This is a genomic window from Bradyrhizobium japonicum USDA 6 (assembly GCF_000284375.1).
GTDB lineage: Bacteria > Pseudomonadota > Alphaproteobacteria > Rhizobiales > Xanthobacteraceae > Bradyrhizobium > Bradyrhizobium japonicum.
The window spans coordinates 127,284-145,850 of sequence record NC_017249.1 but is presented as its reverse complement, the minus strand read 5'-3'; the positions used below and the strand labels follow the sequence as shown (position 1 = coordinate 145,850).

The 18,567-nt window shown below is 64.9% G+C and carries 21 protein-coding genes and 1 tRNA gene; 13 read left to right on the top strand and 9 right to left on the bottom strand.

The features are described 5' to 3' along the window. Nucleotides 1–263 precede the first annotated feature (263 nt). The 3 genes from BJ6T_RS00720 (at nt 264) to BJ6T_RS00710 (ending at nt 3,143) form a co-directional block, all read left to right on the top strand. The gene (locus BJ6T_RS00720; RefSeq protein ID WP_014490361.1) at nt 264–1,472 is read left to right on the top strand and encodes an ABC transporter substrate-binding protein; all 1,209 of its coding nucleotides are present in this window, start codon (nt 264–266) and stop codon (nt 1,470–1,472) included. A 130-nt stretch (nt 1,473–1,602) separates the two neighbouring features. After that, nucleotides 1,603–2,391, top strand: coding sequence for an enoyl-CoA hydratase (locus BJ6T_RS00715; RefSeq protein WP_014490360.1), 789 nt, complete (start codon nt 1,603–1,605; stop codon nt 2,389–2,391). A 2-nt stretch (nt 2,392–2,393) separates the two neighbouring features. Further along, on the top strand, nt 2,394–3,143 hold the full coding sequence (locus tag BJ6T_RS00710; RefSeq protein WP_014490359.1) for a VOC family protein: 750 nt from the start codon (nt 2,394–2,396) through the stop codon (nt 3,141–3,143). A 253-nt stretch (nt 3,144–3,396) separates the two neighbouring features. Here BJ6T_RS00710 and BJ6T_RS00705 read toward each other — a convergent pair whose 3' ends face one another. The 3 genes from BJ6T_RS00705 to BJ6T_RS00695 are packed head-to-tail and all read right to left on the bottom strand — an operon-like array spanning nt 3,397 to nt 6,467. Next, complete coding sequence (locus tag BJ6T_RS00705; RefSeq protein WP_014490358.1) at nt 3,397–4,209, bottom strand: enoyl-CoA hydratase/isomerase family protein; 813 nt, start codon at nt 4,207–4,209, stop codon at nt 3,397–3,399. Nucleotides 4,210–4,226: 17 nt separating this feature from the next. Beyond that, complete coding sequence (locus tag BJ6T_RS00700) at nt 4,227–5,387, bottom strand: acyl-CoA dehydrogenase family protein (protein WP_014490357.1); 1,161 nt, start codon at nt 5,385–5,387, stop codon at nt 4,227–4,229. Between the two features lie 18 nt (nt 5,388–5,405). After that, entirely contained in the window at nt 5,406–6,467 is a 1,062-nt protein-coding gene (locus BJ6T_RS00695; protein WP_014490356.1) for an acyl-CoA dehydrogenase family protein, read from the bottom strand. A gap of 260 nt (nt 6,468–6,727) precedes the next feature. Between BJ6T_RS00695 and BJ6T_RS00690 the strand changes: the two genes are divergently transcribed. Then, entirely contained in the window at nt 6,728–7,513 is a 786-nt protein-coding gene (locus tag BJ6T_RS00690; RefSeq protein WP_014490355.1) for an SDR family NAD(P)-dependent oxidoreductase, read from the top strand. 127 nt (nt 7,514–7,640) lie between these two features. Here BJ6T_RS00690 and BJ6T_RS00685 read toward each other — a convergent pair whose 3' ends face one another. Together BJ6T_RS00685 and BJ6T_RS00680 are read right to left on the bottom strand one after the other, a co-directional pair. Beyond that, nucleotides 7,641–7,913, bottom strand: coding sequence for a GlsB/YeaQ/YmgE family stress response membrane protein (locus BJ6T_RS00685; RefSeq protein WP_014490354.1), 273 nt, complete (start codon nt 7,911–7,913; stop codon nt 7,641–7,643). Between the two features lie 42 nt (nt 7,914–7,955). After that, nucleotides 7,956–8,558 (bottom strand): YidB family protein, encoded by a 603-nt coding sequence (locus BJ6T_RS00680; protein ID WP_014490353.1) that lies wholly within the window; start codon nt 8,556–8,558, stop codon nt 7,956–7,958. 165 nt (nt 8,559–8,723) lie between these two features. Here BJ6T_RS00680 and BJ6T_RS00675 point away from each other — a divergent pair, with 165 nt between their 5' ends. Next, complete coding sequence (locus BJ6T_RS00675; RefSeq protein WP_014490352.1) at nt 8,724–9,731, top strand: 2-dehydropantoate 2-reductase; 1,008 nt, start codon at nt 8,724–8,726, stop codon at nt 9,729–9,731. Between the two features lie 29 nt (nt 9,732–9,760). Next, a complete protein-coding gene (locus BJ6T_RS00670) occupies nt 9,761–9,976 on the top strand; it encodes a hypothetical protein (protein ID WP_014490351.1) in 216 nt (71 codons plus the stop codon). A 122-nt stretch (nt 9,977–10,098) separates the two neighbouring features. Here BJ6T_RS00670 and BJ6T_RS46890 read toward each other — a convergent pair whose 3' ends face one another. Continuing rightward, nucleotides 10,099–10,746: a hypothetical protein gene (locus tag BJ6T_RS46890; RefSeq protein ID WP_014490350.1), complete on the bottom strand. Its 648-nt coding sequence runs from the start codon at nt 10,744–10,746 to the stop codon at nt 10,099–10,101. Between the two features lie 208 nt (nt 10,747–10,954). Between BJ6T_RS46890 and BJ6T_RS00660 the strand changes: the two genes are divergently transcribed. The 5 genes from BJ6T_RS00660 to BJ6T_RS00640 all read left to right on the top strand — a co-directional run bounded on the left by BJ6T_RS00660 (nt 10,955) and on the right by BJ6T_RS00640 (nt 15,676). Beyond that, the gene (locus BJ6T_RS00660) at nt 10,955–11,983 is read left to right on the top strand and encodes an alpha/beta hydrolase (protein WP_014490349.1); all 1,029 of its coding nucleotides are present in this window, start codon (nt 10,955–10,957) and stop codon (nt 11,981–11,983) included. 110 nt (nt 11,984–12,093) lie between these two features. Next, entirely contained in the window at nt 12,094–13,611 is a 1,518-nt protein-coding gene (locus BJ6T_RS00655) for an AMP-binding protein (protein WP_014490348.1), read from the top strand. A gap of 23 nt (nt 13,612–13,634) precedes the next feature. Further along, on the top strand, nt 13,635–14,273 hold the full coding sequence (locus BJ6T_RS00650) for an RraA family protein (RefSeq protein ID WP_014490347.1): 639 nt from the start codon (nt 13,635–13,637) through the stop codon (nt 14,271–14,273). 27 nt (nt 14,274–14,300) lie between these two features. After that, nucleotides 14,301–14,672 (top strand): dimethylsulfonioproprionate lyase family protein, encoded by a 372-nt coding sequence (locus tag BJ6T_RS00645; protein WP_014490346.1) that lies wholly within the window; start codon nt 14,301–14,303, stop codon nt 14,670–14,672. A 47-nt stretch (nt 14,673–14,719) separates the two neighbouring features. Next, a complete protein-coding gene (locus tag BJ6T_RS00640) occupies nt 14,720–15,676 on the top strand; it encodes a tripartite tricarboxylate transporter substrate-binding protein (RefSeq protein WP_014490345.1) in 957 nt (318 codons plus the stop codon). An 81-nt stretch (nt 15,677–15,757) separates the two neighbouring features. Here the strand turns inward: BJ6T_RS00640 and BJ6T_RS00635 are convergent, their stop codons facing one another. Beyond that, nucleotides 15,758–16,051 (bottom strand): GYD domain-containing protein, encoded by a 294-nt coding sequence (locus tag BJ6T_RS00635; RefSeq protein WP_014490344.1) that lies wholly within the window; start codon nt 16,049–16,051, stop codon nt 15,758–15,760. Nucleotides 16,052–16,174: 123 nt separating this feature from the next. After that, nucleotides 16,175–16,528, bottom strand: coding sequence for a VOC family protein (locus BJ6T_RS00630; RefSeq protein WP_014490343.1), 354 nt, complete (start codon nt 16,526–16,528; stop codon nt 16,175–16,177). Nucleotides 16,529–16,671: 143 nt separating this feature from the next. Here BJ6T_RS00630 and BJ6T_RS00625 point away from each other — a divergent pair. Further along, nucleotides 16,672–16,748, top strand: a tRNA-Arg gene (locus BJ6T_RS00625). 380 nt (nt 16,749–17,128) lie between these two features. Further along, nucleotides 17,129–17,626 carry a hypothetical protein gene (locus tag BJ6T_RS00620; RefSeq protein ID WP_028170450.1) on the top strand — a complete coding sequence of 166 codons (498 nt, stop codon included), beginning with the start codon at nt 17,129–17,131 and terminating at the stop codon, nt 17,624–17,626. A gap of 184 nt (nt 17,627–17,810) precedes the next feature. On the opposite strand, the gene BJ6T_RS00615 is transcribed toward BJ6T_RS00620, so the two are convergent. Then, nucleotides 17,811–18,287 (bottom strand): BA14K family protein, encoded by a 477-nt coding sequence (locus BJ6T_RS00615; RefSeq protein ID WP_080588599.1) that lies wholly within the window; start codon nt 18,285–18,287, stop codon nt 17,811–17,813. Nucleotides 18,288–18,567: the final 280 nt, after the last annotated feature.

The following is an 18,567-nucleotide window of genomic DNA, read 5'->3' as shown; positions in this document are numbered from 1 at the left end:
TGCGAGCGCAGCCAAGCAGTCCCGCCGCGGAAGATTCCGGATTGCTTCGCTCTGCTCGCAATGACGGAGAAACAATTATCCGTACCCGACCATTCCGCTTTGCGGAAAACGCGCGCGCCAATCGCCGCTTCGTAACGCACCTGCGCTTGCTGCGCTCTCGCGCATGCGGCATGATTGCGGCAATAGCGATAGCCAAGCGCAATAACCAAGAGCAATAACCAAGCCGCCATCAGAGTACGGCGCGATAAGGGAGGTCTTTTTCGATGAAGCATATTCTGTCGGGCATTTTTGCCGCAGCGTTCGCCCTGAGTGCGAGCGCCGCCGCGCAGGCCCAGGACAAGCCGCCGCTGAAGATCGGCGGCATCCTCGACATGTCGAGCCTCTATGCCGACATCACCGGTCCCGGCAGCGAGACCGCGGCTAAGATGGCCGTCGAAGATTTTGGCGGCGAGGTGCTGGGACGCAAGATCCAGGTGCTGGCGGCCGACCATCTCAACAAGGCTGACCTGTCCGCCAACATCGCCCGCGACATGCTCGACAACCAGGGCGTCGAGATGATCTACGACGTCGCGGCCTCGGCCACTGCGCTCGCCGCCGGCGAGATCGCGAAAGCGCGCAACAAGATCATCATGTTCAACGGCCCGGGCTCGATCCGTCTCACCAACGAGGCCTGCGGTCCCTACACCATCCACTACGTGTTCGACACTTACGGCCAGGCCAACGTGACCGGTCTTGCCGCGGTGAAGTCCGGCCTCGACAGCTGGTTCTTCCTCACCGCCGACTACGCCTTCGGCCAGGACCTGGAGAAGGACACCAGCGCCGTCGTCACCAAGACCGGCGGCAAGGTGCTCGGCGCCGTGCGCCATCCGCTCAACACGTCGGATTTCTCGTCGTTCCTGCTCCAGGCTCAAGCGTCCAAAGCCAAGGTGATTGGCCTTGCCAACGCCGGCGGCGATACCGTCAACGCCATCAAGCAGGCGGCCGAGTTCGGCATCACCAAGGGCGGCCAGAAGGTCTCGCCGCTGCTCGCCTTCGTCTCCGACATCGATTCGATCGGGCTGGAGACCGCGCAGGGCCTGCTGCTCGCCGAAGCGTTCTACTGGGACCTCAACGACGATACGCGCGCGTTCTCGAAGCGATTCATGGAGCGCACCAAGCGGGTGCCGACCTCGGCGCAGGCCGGCGTCTATTCGTCCGTCATGCATTACCTGAAGGCCGTGAAGGCCGCGGGCACGACCGACTCGGCCGCGGTCATCAAGGTGATGAAGGAGACGCCGATCAACGACTTCTTCGCCAAGAACGGCAAGATCCGCGAGGACGGTCGCATGATCCACGACATGTACCTGTTCGAGGTCAAGAAGCCGTCGGAGTCCAAGGGCCGCTGGGACGACTACAAGCTGCTCGCCACCGTGCCCGGCAACGAGGCGTTCCAGTCGCTGGAGCAGTCGCGCTGCCCGCTGGTGAAGAAATAGCCGTCATTGCGGGCGAAGCGAGGCAATCCAGAGATGTTTCCGCAGAGACGATCTGGATTGCTTCGTCGCTTCGCTCCTCACAATGATGGGTGTGGCTGAGGCCCGAGCAAAACAACAAGGGAGACGTCCCATGAACGACATGGTCCTGCAAAAGCTCGAAGGCGGGCTGCTCACCATCACGATGAACCGCCCGGAGCGGAAGAACGCGCTCAACCCCGACATGGTCGCAGGGCTGGTCGAGGCCGCGCGGCGCGCGGCCGACGATCCCGAGGTGCGCGCGGTGCTGTTCAAGGGCGCAGGCGGCTCGTTCTGCGTCGGCGGCGACGTCAAGTCGATGGCGGCAGGCCGTGCGCCGCTGCCGTTCGAAGTGAAAATGGCGAACCTGCGCCGCGGCATGGAGGTCTCGCGCATCCTGCACCAGATGCCGAAGCCCGTGGTGGCGCAGCTCGACGGCGCGGCCGCCGGCGCCGGCCTTTCCATGGCGCTGTCCTGCGACCTGCGCATCGCGAGCGAATCCTGCAAGATCACGACCGCCTTCGCCAAGGTCGGCTTCTCCGGCGATTATGGCGGCACATATTTCCTGACGCAGCTGCTCGGCAGCGCGCGGGCGCGCGAGCTCTATCTGATGTCGCCGGTGCTGACCGCGAAGGAGGCGCATGCGATCGGGATGGTGACGAAGGTGGTGCCCGACGCCGAGATCGATGCCGCCGCGCACGAGCTCGCGCTGTCGCTGGCGCAGGGCCCATCGATCGCGCTCGGCTTCATCAAGCGCAACATCAACAACGCCGAGCATCTGGCGCTGGAAGATTGCTTCGACGGCGAGGCGATCCATCACACCCGTTGCAGCGACACCGAGGATCACAAGGAAGCCGCGAAGGCCTTCGTCGAAAAGCGAAAGCCGACCTTCAGGGGCACATGACGATGGCGCCCTATATGCGGCTCCGGCAGATCTGCCTCGTCGCGCCGCAGCTCGCGCCTGTGGCCTCCGACATCGCCGGGATCATGGGCCTCGCCGTCTGCTACCGCGATGGCAATGTCGCCAAATACGGCCTGGAGAACGTGCTGCTCCCGGTCGACACGATCCTGCTGGAGGTGGTCGCGCCGTTCAAGGGCGGCACCACTGCCGGCCGCTTCATCGAGAAGACCGGCGGCCGCGGCGGCTATATGGCGATCTTCTGCTGCAACGATCCGGACGAACGCGGCCGCAACGCCAATGCGATGGGCGTGCGCACCGCCAACGTGATCGACCACGCGCCCTATCACGGCGTGCAGCTCCACCCCCGCGACTGCCGCGCGGCCTTCATCGAGTTCAACCATACCAAGGGCAGCGACGATATTCTGGGGCCGTACCCGCCCGCGGGGCCGGACTGGCAAAAGTTCATCCGCAAGGATGTGACGCAGGCGCTGACGGGCGTGGAGATGCAGAGCCCGGATCCTCAGGGGCTCGCGGAACATTGGGGGAAGATCATCGGGGCCGCGCCGAGTGGCGGTGCCGAATTGACATTGCCCAATGCCACCTTCCGCTTCGTGAAGGGCGCCAGCGAGATCATGAGCGCGCTGGAGTTTCAGGTGGCGGATGTCGCGAGCGTGCTGCATGCCGCGAAGGCGAAGGGACTCGCGGTTGCGGGGAACGAGTTTCTGCTCGGCGGGGTGACGTTCCGCGTCAGTTGATGTCAGTGATCCGTCATCCCTGCGCAACGGCGTAGCCGTTGTCGCTGAGGTGCTAGCCTCTTCGGCGAGCCTCGAAGGGTGACGGCCACCGGCGGGGCCGTTCATCCTTCAAAGCTCCCCGCACGGTGCTGCGCACCGCGCAGCTCGCACCTCCATCGACAACGGCTACGCCGTTGCGCAGGGATGACGGGTCCGAGAGTGCGGCCGCTCAAGGAAGAATGGGGAGACGTCACCACAAGGGGAGAGGGGGAGGCTACCTTCCCTTGAAATTCGCCGTGCGGCGCTCTTCCGTGGCCTTGACGCCTTCCTTGAAGTCTTCCGTTGCCCGCAAGCGCGTCTGCTCGGCGAGCTCGTGATTGGTCGCGGCCATCACGCGATCGGCGAGGTTGGCGCGCATCGTGGCGCGGGTGGAGAGGAGGCCGAGCGGGGAGCATTCGGCGATTTCGGCGGCGAGCTTCATCGCGCCTGCCTTCACCTGGTCCTGCGGCACCAGCTCGTTGGCGAGGCCCCACTTGACGGCTTCTTCGCCGGTGACGCGGCGGCTGGTGTAAAACATCAACTCGGCGTTGTTCTTGCCGATCAGCTCGGGCAGCGTCACCGTCAGGCCGAAGCCGGGATGGAAGCCGAGCTTCGTGAAGTTGGCGGAGAAGCGCGCTTCCGGGCAGGTGACGCGGAAGTCGGCCGACACTGCAAGACCGAGCCCGCCGCCGATGGCCGCGCCCTGCACGGCCGCGACGATCGGCTTCTTGGCGCGGAAGATGCGCACGGCCTGGATGTAGAGATGGTTGATCGGGCCGAGGTTGTCGGCCGGGTCGCCCTTCTTCTCGGCTTCGCGCGCTTCCTGCGCCTGCCGCGCCGGATCGCCAAAATTGGCGCCGGCGCAGAAAGCCTTGCCTTGTGCCGACAGCACGGATGCGCGGATCTCGATGTCGCGATCGAACTCGTCGAGTGCATCCGCGATCTGGTTGATCAGCGAGATGTCGAAGAAGTTCAGCGGCGGACGGCGGATCTCGATGGTGCCGACGTGGCCAACTTTTTCGACGCCGATATCTTTGTAGGTGCTCATGACGATCCTCGATTGAATTAGCGCAAACCCAGTCCGCGCGCGATGATGCCGCGCAGCACCTCGGTGGTGCCGCCCTGGATGGTGAGTTTCGGTGCGGTCTTGATGGCGAAGTCGAGTTGCCGCTCCAGCGTCTCGCGGTTGGTCGCGGTCTCCTCGACGAAGGCGGCGAGATCGCGCACGCGATGCGGAAGCTGCTGCTCCCAGACCGTGCCGATGTCCTTGACGATGGACGCCTCCACCACCGGCTCCTTGCCGGCCTGCAGCATGCCCGCAACCGAGACCGACATGCGCCGCATGGTGTGGAGCTGCGCCACGAGCCGGCCGATGCCCTCGGCGCTGCGGGTGTCCGGGGTGGGGCCGACCGCACGCACCAGCTCGGTCAGCACGTAGTAGGTCTCCAGAAAACGCTCGGGGCCGGAACGCTCATAGGCGAGCTCGCTCGTCGCCTGCTTCCAGGCGCCGTCGACTTCGCCGAGCACGTGATCGTCGGGGACGAAGAAGTCGGTGAAGACGACCTCGTTGAACTCGTACTGCCCGGTGATCTGGCCGATCGGGTTCACCTGGATGCCCGGCTGCTTCATCTTGACCAGAAACTGGGTCAGGCCGTGACGGCGGTTTTCCTTGGTCGGCTGCGAGGTCCGGAAGATCGCGATCATGTAGTCGGCGATGTGCGCCGACGAGGTCCAGATCTTGGTTCCATTGATGAGATAGCCGCCGTCGGTTTTGGTCGCGCGCGTCTTCGCCGCGAACAGGTCGGAGCCGGAGTTCGGCTCGCTCATGCCGATCGCAAAGCAGATCTCGCCGCGGCAGATGCGCGGCAGGATATCCATCTTGATATGCTCGGGCGCGTATTTGATCAGCACCGGCCCGCTCTGGCGGTCGGCGACGAAGAAACGCCGCGTCGGCGCGTTGGCGACGCGCATTTCCTCGGTCACCACGTAGCGCTCGAGGAAGGAGCGCTCCTGGCCGCCATATTTCTTCGGCCAGGTCATGCCCAGCCAGCCCTTGGCGCCGACCCGGCGGGAAAATTCCGGCGCGTCGGTGTCCTCGCGGTTGGGTTTGTGCGGATCGAAGGTACCGGCCGCGATTTCCTCGGCGAGGAAGGCGCGCACTTCCTTGCGCAATTGCTCGCACTTCTCGGGCAGGCGGATCGGATCGAAACGGAGGGCAGCGGTCATTGTTGTCTCGTCCTCTGATCAGCGCGAAGCCACGAGCGGCCACAATTCGTCGGCGCCGCGGTTTGCCACCAGCTTGCCGAGCTCGACGGCCCAGTGGCTCTCCGAACCGAAATCGTCGCGCCAGGCCAGCGCCCGCAGCGAAAAGCGGTGCAGGATGTGCTCGCTGGTGAAGCCGATGGCGCCGTGCACCTGATGCGCGATGGCGCCGCCTTTTTCCGCGGCCTCCGCGCAGCGGATCTTTGCCGAGGCGGCTTCGAGGTAGACCTCGTCGTCGAATGATTTTGCGTTCGCGATGGCATCGGCCGCCGACGTCGCGGCCGCGAGCGCCGCGGCGGATTCGCCGGCGAGGCGGGCGAGATTGTGCTGCACGGCCTGAAACTTCGAGATCTTCTTCTCGAACGCGACGCGCTCGTTGGAATAGCGCACGGAGATGTCGAGCATCGCTTCCAGCGCGCCCGCGATCTGAAGGCTGCGCGCGACGCCGCCCATCAGCATGAGCGTGGTCTGGTCAAGGCCCTTTGCGGGCTTGACGGTGACGGGCTGGACCTTGTCGAGCGTCACGGTATCGCTGTGGTCGTAGCCGACGTTGAGTCCGGATTCGATCCGGCCCTTGCTCGCTTCGACCAAGGCAACCGAGATCCCATCCTTGCCGTGCGCCAGCACCGCAAAGTGCTTCGCTGCCTTGGCAAAGGGCACGCCGCGGGCGCGGCCGGAGAGCGCGCCGTCGGCATCGAGCGTGATGCGATCCTTCGGCGAGGCCGGCAGCACCGTCATCTCACCTTCCGGTGAGGCGATTTTCGCCTGCGCAAGCAGCCAGCCTGCGAGCATGGTTTCGGCCAGGGGAACCGCGACTGCGAAGCGGCCGGCGGCATTCAGCAGCGCAAAACCGTCGGCAAGGCTGGCGCCGGAGCCGCCGAGATCGTCGGGCACCCAGGACAAAGGCAAGCCGGCTTCGCTCAGCGCCTGCCACAGCGGCGCCTGCCACGAACCCTTCTTGTCGTTGTTGATGGTCTGCGGATCGGCGAGGTCGGCGAAGATTTTCTCCGCGGTCTCGACGACGATATTGTCACTCTCCGCCACAGCGTTCCCCGTGTTTTGCCATTGGCGCGGTCCGCCCGGTCGGCGCGGCGCGCGGTCTCTTCTTGCGCCCGATGATCCGAAAAAGCCATGGCCCTGACAAGCGTTGACCGCAGGCCCATCTGCGGCTCCGGCATGGGCGCAAGAGCTGCTATGGACTAATTCCGCTTAGCGGAGTTTGCTCGATTTGCAGGGCGCGGCAAACTCGCTAAACAGGGCCAGCTGCTCAAGGCTTGCATTCAATCAAGGGGAAGGAAATCCGGATGGCAAAAGACGGCTTGTGCGCAATCGTGACGGGGTCCGCATCTGGACTTGGTGCAGCGACCGCGGAAATTCTCGCGCGGAGCGGGGCGCGGCTCGTCATCAACTATTCCTCGAGCCAGAAGGAAGCCGAGGCCACGGCCGAACTGTGCCGCAAGGCAGGCGCGGCGGAAGTGCTGGTCGCGCAGGGCGACGTCTCGCGCGACGAGGATTGCCGCAAGATCGTCGCGGCAGCCAGCGGCTGGGGCCGGCTCGACGTGCTCGTCAACAATGCCGGCATCACCAAGCATGTCGCGCATGCCGATCTCGATGGATTGTCGGCCGAAGATTTCCAGCGCTTGTACGGCATCAACACGATTGGCCCGTTCCAGATGGTGCGCGCGGCGCGCAGCCTGCTCGAGGCCGGGGCGAAGGCTTCGGAGCGGCCGTCCGCCGTGGTCAACGTGTCCTCGGTTGCCGGCATCAGCGGCGTCGGCTCGTCGATCGCCTATGCCGCGAGCAAGGGCGCGCTCAACACGATGACGTTGTCGCTGTCACGTGCACTGGCGCCGCTGATCCGCGTCAACACGGTGTGTCCCGGCTATATCGATACGCCCTGGTTCACCAAGGGCCGCGGCGAGGCCGGCGCCAAGCAGGTGCGCGACAGCGTGGTGGCGAAGGTGCCGCTGAAGGTCGCTTCATCCGCCAATGACATCGCGCAGCTCGTCTGCTTCCTGGCGACGCCGGCGTCGAGCAACATGACCGGCGAGGTCGTGCGCATGGATGCGGGCATGCATTTGATTACTTAATTCGTCATTGCGAGCGAAGCGAAGCAATCCAGAGAGCGTCCGCGCGGACAGTCTGGATTGCTTCGTCGCAAGGGCTCCTCGCAATGACGGAGTGCGAGGGCAGCGTCGTGCGCGACGTCCCGCACCGCTACCCTTTTATCACGCCGCTCGCGACCAGCCGGTGCCAGATGAACAGCACCACCACCGCGCCGATCGTGGCCATGATGAAGCCGGCGCCCTGGTCTGGGCTGTAGTGCCCGATCGCCTGTCCGACGAAGGTGGCGAGAAACGCACCTGCAATGCCCAGGATGGTGGTGAGGATGAAGCCGCTCGGGTTGTTCGGTCCCGGCGCCAGCCAGCGCGCGATAAGGCCGGCGACGAAGCCGACGACGATGATCCACAACAGGCCGCCCATGCTCATGTCAGTGCTCCCCTTCCCGAGAACGGGTAGATCAAGGTTCGATTAGAGTCTGCCCGAGAGCTCGCTCTCGGTCGGCAGCCGTCCGTCCGGCGTCAGGTGGTCGATCACCTGTGGCAGATACTGGCTGAGGCCGGAGAGCAACTCGTCGCGCGACAGGCCGCTCTGGGCGGACAGGCTTTGGATCTGGTCGGCGCCGAGGGCGCTGGCGAGATCGCCGGGCGCAATCGCCTTGTTCTCGCCCTTGCCGACCCAGGAATTCGCGGCCTCGCCGTGGCCGCCCTGCTGAAGCTGGTTGAGGAGATCGCCGAGGCCGCCGCTCAGCACGGTGCCGGCGGCGCCGCCCGCGAGCAGGCCGCCGAGGCCGCCCTTGAGCAGGTCGCTGAGGCCGCCGCTACCACCGGGGCCGCCGGGAACAGCACTGCTGCCCGTATTGACAGGCGTCGGAGGCGGCAGCGGCGAGCGCTGCTGCGGCGCCGGCGCCGCGTCGGGCTGGCCTGCCGTCAGATGCTTGAACGCCTTCCAGGCGATCAGGCCGAGCAGCGCCATGGTCATTGGCGACATGCCGCCGGAGGATTGCTCAGAGCTGGGCGTGCTCGGGCCGCGGGGGCCGTTCTGCATGCCGTTGAGGACGTCGAGTAGACCCATGGTGCTCTCCTTCGTTCTCGTCGGCGAGTTCTCGCCGGTGACAGCCCCCCGGGGCAAAAACATATGAGGCTCTCATGACGGTTACAAGGCGAATGCACTGCAACCAATGGGCAGCCGACGTTGCCTCTGCTATCGAGGGCGGGTCATTGAAGGGAGCAAGGTCAGGTGGTTGCGGATCGACCGATCGTGGTGGCCGGCGCGGGCGCCATCGGCTGTTTCGTCGGAGGCCTGCTGGCGGCCGGAGGGCATCGCGTCGCGCTGCTGGTGCGGCCGCGGGTCAAAACCGAGATCGAGCGGTTCGGCCTGCGGCTGACCGATTTCGACGGCTCCGAGCAGAAGCTCGGCGCGGGCCAGCTCGCGCTGTCGGAGGATCCCGCGATCTTCCACAACGCCGGCATCGTGCTGGTCACGGTGAAGAGCGCCGACACCGCCGATGTCGCGGACCAGATAGCCCGGCACGCGCCGCAGGACGCCGTCATCGTCTCCCTGCAAAACGGCGTCAGCAATGTCGCGGTTCTGCGCGAGCGGCTCGGCGGCCGGCGCGTGCTCGCCGGCATGGTGCCGTTCAACGTGATCGCGATGGGCGAGGGACGCTTCCACCGCTCGACGTCCGGCGACATCCATGTCGGCGCGGATGAGGCGAATACGGCCGCAGCGCTGTCGGTGCCCGGCCTCGCCGTGCGCGCAAGCCGTGACATCACCGACGTGCAATGGGGCAAGCTGATCATCAATTTGAACAATGCGCTCAGCGCGCTGTCCGACATGCCGCTCGCCGCGCAACTGGCGAACCGCGACTGGCGAAAACTGTTCGCCGACCAGATGGCCGAAGGCGTGGCTGCGATGACGGCCGCCGGCATCACGCCGGTCTCGGCGACGCCGATCCCGCTGAGGTGGACGCCGACCCTGCTGAGGCTGCCCGATGTGATCTTCAATGCGATCCTGGGACGCACGATGAAGATCGATCCCGAGGCGCGTTCCTCGATGTGGCAGGACCTGAAGCAGGGCCGCAAGACCGAGATCGACTATCTCCAGGGCGCAGTCATCGCACTCGCCGAGCAGAACAACGTCGATGTGCCGCTGATGCGCCGCATTGTTGCGCTGATCAAGCAGGCCGAGGCGGCAGGCAATGGTCCGCCGCGACTGACGCCGCGGCAGATCCGCGGAGCGGCCTGAGTGCGAGCCGGGCGGCGGGAGGAGCACCGATGAGGCGTTATCTGGTGATTGTGCTCGCGCTGGCCGCGCTCTGCGCCGCGTCGACGCTCGCCTATGCAAGGCCGCCAACGGTGGTGAGCTCGCCCGGCTATGACAGGCGGTTGCAGGAGAGCCGCAAGGCGTTAAGTGGTTCGCCGATGACAACGGCGCCGGGGAGTCAATCGGTGCCCGCACCCAAGCGCGTCAAGAAGAAGCATCCGAACTGAGGATGGGGGCACGAATATCCATCCAACTCGTCATCGCGAGCGCAGCGAAGCAATCCAGAATCCCTCCGCGGAAAGACTCTGGATTGCTTCGCTACGCTCGCAATGACGGCTGAAGCCGTGGCTCACCCCTTCTTCGCCGGCTTGCTTGGCGCCGGGGTGAACAGCTTCTTCAGATCGCTCAAGCTTTCCGATAGCCGCGGCCATTCGCAGGAGAACGAGCCCTTGGTGCAGGGTGCGCCCTTCGGTCGCGGGCTGACGGACTGCTGCACCTTCGGCCGCTCGACCGGGACAGGCACGCGCGCGACCGGGGCGGGCACGCGCTCGACCTCGGTTCGCAGTGCGACCTGCTGCTGCCGCGCTTGCTGTTCCTGTTGCTCGCGCTGCTCGCGTTGCTGGCGCGCGGCGGCTTGGGCCGCTTCATTGCTACGGCGCTGATTGGCGAGGTAGGCGGTGTAGGATTCGTCTATCCTCTTCTGCTCCTCCGGCGTCGGGTTGGGACCTGCGATGTCGAAGGTGCGGTCCTGGAGGAAATCGTAATAGGAATAGCCGCCGCCTGGCTTGCGGCGGCCGGCGAACTTGGCGTTGCAATCGGCAAGCGCAGCCGTCTTCTCGGTCTTGTTCGCGGCCTTCTCGGCGGCGTCGGCGCATTCCTCGAAATCGACGGGCGCGCGCTTCCACCATTGGGCGTGGGCATGCAACGGCGTCAGCAGAAGAAATCCTGCTGCGGCAACGACAAGCGCCGCACGACGCGATGCAACTACGTCCGACATTCTACGAGAGCATTCCTTGCAAAACTCAACCCGAACTGAGTCGGGTCCGATTTTTGCCCCTTTATCGCCGGCTTGTCACCCGTGGAACTCGGGAATTTCATGGCTGGAATGCTGACATTTTTGCTTGACGTGGCGCGAGAGTCACAGCCGCGCGGCACGTGATCGGCTTAGACTTTTATTGGTTTGAGTTCGAAGGGGAATATCCATCATGAGAGCGTTGGCCCGTCTCGCCGCAATCACATTGGCGTTCATTTCGAGCCATGCGTTCGCAGCGGACGAAGAAGCGCCCAACCGCAAGCCGGTGAGGGCGATTGCCGACGCGCGGCTCTCGGTCGGCGGCCAGGGAATGCTGCCGCTCTATCTCTCCAGCGACTGGTCGCTGCCGCTGCCGGCGATCTCGCGCGCCATCATCCTGCTGCACGGACGCCTGCGCAATGCCGACGAATATTACATGTCGGCCCATACTGCGCAGGTTGCGGCGGGCGACGACGGCAAGAACGCGCTGATGATCGTCCCGCAGTTTCTGGCGGAGATCGATATCGACGCGCACAAGCTGCCCGCGGATACGCTGCGCTGGTCGCTGGAGGGATGGGAGGGCGGCGACGCCGCGCTGGCGCCGAATCCGGTCTCATCCTTCGATGCGCTCGATGCGATCCTCGTAAAACTCTCGGACCGGCGTATCTTCCCGAATCTGAAGCAGGTCGTCGTCGCCGGCCATTCCGGCGGTGGCCAGGTCGCGCAACGCTATGCGATCGCCGGCAAAGGCGAGGTGGCGCTGTCGCGCCAGCATATCGATGTCCGCTACGTCGTCGCCAACCCCTCCTCCTACGCTTATTTCAGCAACACGCGGCCCGTGCCGGCGATCGCCGCATCCTGCCCGGGCTACAACAACTGGAAATACGGCATGGACGGGCGTCCGCCCTATCTTGCGAACGCAACGCCGGTAGCGCTGGAGCAGCGCTACGTCGAGCGCGAGGTGATCTATCTGCTCGGCACGCTCGACACCAATCCGAAGCATTCCGCGCTGGACAAGAGCTGCATGGCCGAGGCGCAAGGTCCCACGCGCTACGCCCGCGGCCACGCTTATGCGGATGCGATGGCCAAGCGCGACCGCGGTACGCCCAATCACCGGGTCTGGGACGTCGCCGGCGTCGGCCATGACGGCGACAAGATGCTGACCTCGAAATGCGGCCTCGCGGCGCTGTTCGATATTCCGGGCTGCGGGGCGGAGCGCTGATGCGGACGTCTTGAAGGCAGATGCCTTGAAGGCTTGGCTCCGGCTGTTACACTTCGTCTCGCGACGCCTCATCCTGAGACTTCGCCAAGAAGACGAAGTGGAAACGCCTGATGCTGCTACCCCTGTCCGACGTGCCTCGCTGGTACGCTCAACGCAAACCGCAAGGCACGATCGCCGTCCGCCACGGGCAGGATACGCTGACATGGGACGAGCTCGAACGCGGCGCCAATCGGCGCGCGCGAGCGTTCATGGCCAAGGGCGTCAAGCCCGGCGACTTTGTCGCAATCGGCTTGCCTAACGGCAACGCGTTCTTCGAGACCTCGTTTGCGGTATGGAAGTGCGGAGCGACGCCGACGTCGCTGTCGTGGCGGCTGCCGCGCGGCGAAGCCGCTGCGGTGCTCGACATCCTGAAGCCCGCGCTGGTGGTCGGCGGCGAGGCCGACTGGAACGCGCCGAACCGCCTGCCGGCGGATTTCGTGCCGGAAGGTTTTTCGGACGAGCCGCTCGATCCGCCGGTGGCCCGTTACTGGAAAGCCATGACCAGCGGCGGCTCGACCGGCCGGCCAAAGGTGATCCTCGATCATCAGCCAGCAGTGACCGACACGGTCGCCGCGCCACCGCTCAACATTCCCTTCGGCGTTTCGCTGCTCAATCCCGGTCCGCTCTACCACAATGCGCCGTTCATCGTGTCGCACTACGCGCTGTTCACCGGCGGCCAGCTCACCGGCCTCGTCAAGTTCGATGCCGAGGAAACGCTGCGCCAGATCGCGCGCGAGCGCGTGCAATGGGTCAATTTCGTGCCGACCATGATGCACCGGATCTGGGCGTTGCCGGAGAGCGTGCGCAACTCTTATGACGTGTCGAGCCTCCAGACCGTGTTCCACATGGCAGCTCCGATGCCGCCCTGGCTGAAGGAGAACTGGATCGCCTGGCTCGGGCCTGAGCGGGTCTGGGAGCTCTATGGCGGCACCGAGCGGCAGGGCTCGTGCATCATATCAGGCACGGAATGGCTGACCCACAAGGGCTCGGTCGGCAAGATCGGCGAGATGGCGCGCTTGCGCATCGTCGGCGAGGACGGCAACGACGTCGCGCCCGGCGAGACCGGCGAGATCTATTTCCTCAACAATGACGGCGAGGACGCCACCTATCACTATCTCGGCGCCGCGCCGAAGCGCCGCGCGGACGGCTGGGAGTCGCTCGGCGATATCGGTCGGCTGGACGCGGAAGGCTATCTCTATCTCGGCGACCGTCTCGCCGACATGGTGCTGCGCGGCGGCGCCAACATCTATCCGGCCGAGGTCGAGGCCGCGGTCTCCGAGTCGCCAGGTGTGCGGTCCTGCGTGGTGGTGGGATTGCCCGATCCGGAATTGGGCCAGCGCGTGCACGCCATCATCGAGCCGGAGCCGGACGCGGACGGCCAGGCCATCGCCGACGGCATGGCGGACTTCTTGAAGGACAGGCTGAGCCGCTACAAGCACCCCGAGAGCTTCGAGATCGTCAGCGCCCCGCCGCGCGATGATTCCGGAAAAGTTCGCCGCACCCTGTTGCGCGACGAGCGCGCGGCGTGGATGAAGGAAGGGCGCGCCTTCCGGATTCGGCCGGCGAAGGCGCGGGCGCACGCCGAATAAGAAGAATACAGAAGGATTGAGACATGACGATCACCATCGCAGCGAACAGCGTGCCGAAGCCGCCGGCCGAGATCATCGAGGGTTTTCGCGGCGCGCCGACTTCGGTCATTTCAGACAATCTCGCCCGGCTGCCGGGCGCGGTGGGGCTAAAGCCGTATCATCGCGGCGGCAAGCTGGTGGGGACGGCCTTCACGGTGCGCACGCGTCCCGGCGACAATCTCGCCATCCACCGCGCGCTCGAGCTGGTCGGCCCGGGCGACGTCATCGTGGTCGACGGCGGTGGCGACGAGACCCGGGCGCTGGTCGGCGAGATCATGAAGAACATCGCGCAGTGGCGCAAAGCCGAAGGCTATGTCATCGACGGCGCGATCCGCGATGTCGCGGCCTTCGCGGCCGACGACTTTCCCTGCTACGCCCGCGCGGTGATCCATCGCGGCCCCTACAAGAACGGCCCCGGCGAGGTCAACGTGCCCGTGACGATCGGCGGCAGCGTGATCTCGCCCGGCGACGTCGTCGTCGGCGATGAGGACGGCGTGGTGTCGTTCCCCGCCGCCGGCGCCGCGGCGCTGCTGGAAGCCGTCCGCGCCCAGGTCGCGCGTGAGGAGGAGACCATGAAGGCGATCCGCGAGGGCCGCTACCAGGGCTCCTACGGCAAATCCTGATCAGATCAGAATGAAGGGGAGGGCAGCGTGAGCCAGAAGGACGAATTTCACAACATCAACGATCCCAGCGACGGGCTGTTTCGCGAGCTCGCGGCGGGGGTCACCACGCGCATCTTCTCCGGCGAGCAGGCGATGCTGTCGGTGGTGACGCTGGCCCCGCATGCGCAAGGCACGCTGCATCATCATCCCGAGGAGCAATGGGGCGTGCTGCTCGACGGCTCCGCCATCCGCGTCCAGGGTGATGAGGAAATTCCGGTGAAGAAGGGCGATTTCTGGCGCACGCCCGGCAATGTGCCGCACACGATGCGCGCCGGCCCCGATGGGGCCCGCGTGCTGGACATTTTCAGTCCACCACGGCCAGAATACAAAAAAGCGGGGTCGGGCTTCGGCACGACCTAGGCGCCAAAGAGCAAAAAGCCAGGCGCAAAACCAAAGGGGAGGGGACCATGACGATCACACGACGCACGCTGCTGGCAGCGCCCGCCATTCTCGCAATCGCGCCAGCGGTGGCGCAGGCCGGCAAGATTACGCTGGTCGTGCCGTTTCCGCCGGGCGGCTCGACCGATGCGATGGCGCGACTGTTGCAGGCCAATCTGCAGACAAAGCTCAACCGCATCGTCGTGGTCGAGAACAAGTCGGGCGCCGCCGGCGCGCTCGGCGCGGCGCAGGTCGCCAAGAGCCCGCCGGACGGCTCGACGTTCCTGGTCACCTTCGATTCCCACGCGGTGATCCCGTCCATCCTCGACAAGCCACCGGTCGATGTCGAGCGTGAGCTGATGCCGGTGCTGCTGGTGGGCACCGCGCCCTACGTGATCGCTGCCGGCGCCGGCCGTCCCTACAAGAGCTTTGCCGACGTGGTCGCCGCCTGCAAGGCGACGCCCGGCGCGGTGAAATATGCCTCCGTCGGCATCGGCACGCTCGGCCATCTCGCCATGACCGTGCTCGGCACCAAGGCCGGCGTCGAGATCATGCACGTGCCCTATCGCGGCGGCGGTCCGGCGATGAACGACGTGCTCGGCGGCCATGTCGATCTGATCGCGGGATCGGCGGCGCTGGTCTCGGCCCAGCTCGGCACCAACATGCTGCGGCCGATCCTGCAACTCGGCCGCGAGCGACTGCCGGCGTTGCCGGATACGCCGACCGCGATCGAGGCTGGCTTCCCGGACTTCGAGACGCTCGCCTGGTGGGGCGTTTTTGCACCGTCGGGCACGCCGCCGGATGTCGTCGCGGCCATGGCGACGGCGTCCAGGGAGATCCTGAGCGAGCCCGCGACCGCCGCCCAGCTCAAGGAGACCCAGCAAATGACGCTGCTGCTCCAGGACGGCGCCGCCTTCAAGACCTTCTTCGACAAGCAGGTCGCCTATTGGGGCAAGGTGGTGAAGGACAACAATATCAAGGCGTAAAACGCCTCTTTCCGGGATTGCCATCCCAGGTCCGGTGCCAAGTTCGGTGCCAGGCCCGGCCCGCTTGCGCGGGCTTGAGCGTCAGAGCATCTTGCCGACGATCTTTGTCATATCTGCCGCCGAAAACGCGCGCAGCGTTTCGGTGCGGACATTGCCGAGTGCACTGAGACTAAGGCTGAGCGACATCGCGGCAGCCTCATCTGGAGCCTCGAGAACGGTCACAACGTCATACCGTCCCTGCGTCCAGACGATCTCTTTCACGGTCACGCCGAACGTCTTGGCCATCTCCTTGAAGGCTTCGGCCCGCTTCGGCGAGTCCTTGACGTTGCGGACTCCCTGATCAGTGAAGTTTCCCAGCACGACATAGGTTACCATGGTCGTCCTCCCTGGTTAGAACCCAGATCCAATTCTCGCTTGAGGCAACCGCGCCGAGCTTGCCACGGCGGCTGAGACAGCGCTACTTGTGCTTTGGAACGTCAGCAGATGCGACTTATTCGGTCAGGACAACGGCCGCGCGAAACTGAGTTCATGGCCGTCGGGGTCGGTGAGATGGAAGTATCGCTCCCCCCATTCTGCATCGCGCGGCGTGGTCGACGGCTGCCATCCGGCGGCGCGTGCGCGCTCATAGGTCCCGTCGACATCGGCGACGTAGAAGATGATGCGGCCCCACCAGGACCAGCGCTTGTCGTCCGGCTGCGCCGTCAGGTTGAGATAGCCAGTGCCGGCACGAAAGCTGGTGAATGCAGCGGCTTCGCCGCCATACAGGAGCTCGAACCCCAGCGACCGGTAGAAGTGCACGGAGCGCCCCATGTCATGTGTGCCGAGCGTGATGGCGCTGATGCTTTCGATCATGTGAGCTGCTCCGCCGGGAGGGACCTGGACGCGATTGTATAGCCGCTCTGTTCAGGTTGACGATGATCCGGCCCGCCTTGCGGCTGGCGAACCGTATCCTGCTCTGCTATGAGGGGGCCCGAACCCGCACCCGCAGGTTCCGCGGTCCCGTAGCTCAGCCGGATAGAGCGGCGGTTTCCTAAACCGTAGGTCGCATGTTCGAGTCATGCCGGGATCGCCATTTTTTCAACGACTTAGCTTTGTGTCGCCAGGGGCTGAGCAGAAATTTTGCTCGGTTTTTGCTCAGGCTGCATGGCTCAAACTGTTCTCTCTTGGTCGTAGCAATGCTCGCACCCATGAAGGACGCTCTTCTCTTCGGTTCTTGATGAAGCCTTGCCGCAGCTGACGCCGCCGAAACTGCCAAGTTCGATCTTCAAGTGCGATATTGGTGCGTAACGGTGTTAGGCTCACATCGAACCGTGCATTCCAGAAAGGTGCCGCTGAAGCCAAGAAGACGATGAAGGGCTTCCTGGCTACGCTCTACCAGTCGTCGCAGCGCTTGCGGCATGTTGAAGACGATGACGCGAATCGAAACATCGTATGAGAGCGCGGACGCTTGCCATGGAACATCTTGCAAAGACAGGTGTGGCACTCGCGTTGATGCTGGGAGCCACACTTCCGGCGCAAGCGGCGAAGATGAGCTTCGAATGCCCGGAATCTATTGACGAGACGACGCCGGCAAAGAGGGCTGAAATTCAGAAGTTACTTCCGGTCGGCAACGCGATGGACGATCCCGGCCGCTTGAACTCAAGCATCGACGCGCTCAGGCGTCTCGGCCTGTCAAGGACCCTGATCATCGATCACTTGATCGGAGCGTATTGCCCAACTGTCGCCAGGGACAATAGCCTTTCGGACGCCGACAGGACTGCAAAGGTTCGCCGGTTCGCGAGTCGCGTAACAGTGCTCGTTTATGATGTGGAGGAGGCTTCCGAGATCATCCTCAATGTCCCCTTGAAGCCGTCAATGGTCGACGAAGTAACTGCCAGGGCCAGGAAGGCCGGCCTTTCAGTGGAAGATTGGTTGTCAAGGATGGTTGCATCAGCCGTCCAGCAGCCTTGACCGGAGCGGCCTTCAGTCGCGGCGTCGCGCTGGTCCGGAGGGGCCGGCGTTGCTTTTGGACGGATGGCTGCGAGAGTGGCTCGCACAGTTCGGAACGCGCCGGCATTCGGGCCGTGCGTCGTCGGCGATCTCAGGGATTCCCAAGGTGCCGGCGGGCACGGCGCGAAGACATCACTACATCGAGCTATGGGCAGGGGTGTCGCTTGCCATCGTAGCCGAGATACGTTCCCGAAGCCGGGTCGTACGAGCGATATTTTTGTTCGCAATAGGACGAGCCATCCGCAGAGTCGTAGTCGCCGTAGTAGCCGTCGTCGTAGCCGCCATAGTAAGGCCAGCCCGAATAGGCGCCCAATGCGAAGGCGCCGCCAAGGCCAAGACCCCCGCCGTAAGCCCATGCGTGGCGGTAGCGATGCCGGAACCCGGCATGATGGAATTGGCCGCCATGGAAGCCGCCAGCGGCCCGGAAATGACCAGCTCCGCCGTGGAAGCCTCCGCCGCCTCCGAAGTGCCCACCACCGTGAAATCCGCCGCCACCCCCGAAATGTCCGCCACCGCCGCCATGTCCACCGCCCCCATGTCCGCCGCCGCGCGCAGAGGCGGCCGCTCCCGGCGCCAGGGTTGCGCAAAGAGCGATCACGCCAAGCAATTTCAGTCGTTCCATCGTTTTTCTCCAGCTACATGATGTCGGCCACGTCTCGACCTTTGCCGGACACTCATTGGCCCGAGACCTGCCGACGACTCGATGTTTGCCGGATGCGCGCTCGCCGTCTTTTCAATAGGCCGCGGATGTTTCAGCTTCGCACGTGTCTTCCCGGGATCGCCATTTTGTCATAGGCAATCGTCGCTGTTTGCCACGCTCGTCGGCGCAAAATTTGCTAGAAGCGAAAGACGTCCTTCCTGGCCTTGCCGACGTGCCGGCCACGCCTCGCTACCCCATCCGG

Coding starts and splice junctions, on each gene's coding strand:
- BJ6T_RS00720 (WP_014490361.1), top strand. CDS start 264: ATGAAGCATATTCTGTCGGGCATTTTTGCCGCAGCGTTCGCCCTGAGT.
- BJ6T_RS00715 (WP_014490360.1), top strand. CDS start 1,603: ATGAACGACATGGTCCTGCAAAAGCTCGAAGGCGGGCTGCTCACCATC.
- BJ6T_RS00710 (WP_014490359.1), top strand. CDS start 2,394: ATGGCGCCCTATATGCGGCTCCGGCAGATCTGCCTCGTCGCGCCGCAG.
- BJ6T_RS00705 (WP_014490358.1), bottom strand. CDS start 4,209: ATGAGCACCTACAAAGATATCGGCGTCGAAAAAGTTGGCCACGTCGGC.
- BJ6T_RS00700 (WP_014490357.1), bottom strand. CDS start 5,387: ATGACCGCTGCCCTCCGTTTCGATCCGATCCGCCTGCCCGAGAAGTGC.
- BJ6T_RS00690 (WP_014490355.1), top strand. CDS start 6,728: ATGGCAAAAGACGGCTTGTGCGCAATCGTGACGGGGTCCGCATCTGGA.
- BJ6T_RS00685 (WP_014490354.1), bottom strand. CDS start 7,913: ATGAGCATGGGCGGCCTGTTGTGGATCATCGTCGTCGGCTTCGTCGCC.
- BJ6T_RS00680 (WP_014490353.1), bottom strand. CDS start 8,558: ATGGGTCTACTCGACGTCCTCAACGGCATGCAGAACGGCCCCCGCGGC.
- BJ6T_RS00670 (WP_014490351.1), top strand. CDS start 9,761: ATGAGGCGTTATCTGGTGATTGTGCTCGCGCTGGCCGCGCTCTGCGCC.
- BJ6T_RS46890 (WP_014490350.1), bottom strand. CDS start 10,746: ATGTCGGACGTAGTTGCATCGCGTCGTGCGGCGCTTGTCGTTGCCGCA.
- BJ6T_RS00660 (WP_014490349.1), top strand. CDS start 10,955: ATGAGAGCGTTGGCCCGTCTCGCCGCAATCACATTGGCGTTCATTTCG.
- BJ6T_RS00655 (WP_014490348.1), top strand. CDS start 12,094: ATGCTGCTACCCCTGTCCGACGTGCCTCGCTGGTACGCTCAACGCAAA.
- BJ6T_RS00650 (WP_014490347.1), top strand. CDS start 13,635: ATGACGATCACCATCGCAGCGAACAGCGTGCCGAAGCCGCCGGCCGAG.
- BJ6T_RS00640 (WP_014490345.1), top strand. CDS start 14,720: ATGACGATCACACGACGCACGCTGCTGGCAGCGCCCGCCATTCTCGCA.
- BJ6T_RS00635 (WP_014490344.1), bottom strand. CDS start 16,051: ATGGTAACCTATGTCGTGCTGGGAAACTTCACTGATCAGGGAGTCCGC.
- BJ6T_RS00630 (WP_014490343.1), bottom strand. CDS start 16,528: ATGATCGAAAGCATCAGCGCCATCACGCTCGGCACACATGACATGGGG.
- BJ6T_RS00620 (WP_028170450.1), top strand. CDS start 17,129: ATGGAACATCTTGCAAAGACAGGTGTGGCACTCGCGTTGATGCTGGGA.
- BJ6T_RS00615 (WP_080588599.1), bottom strand. CDS start 18,287: ATGGAACGACTGAAATTGCTTGGCGTGATCGCTCTTTGCGCAACCCTG.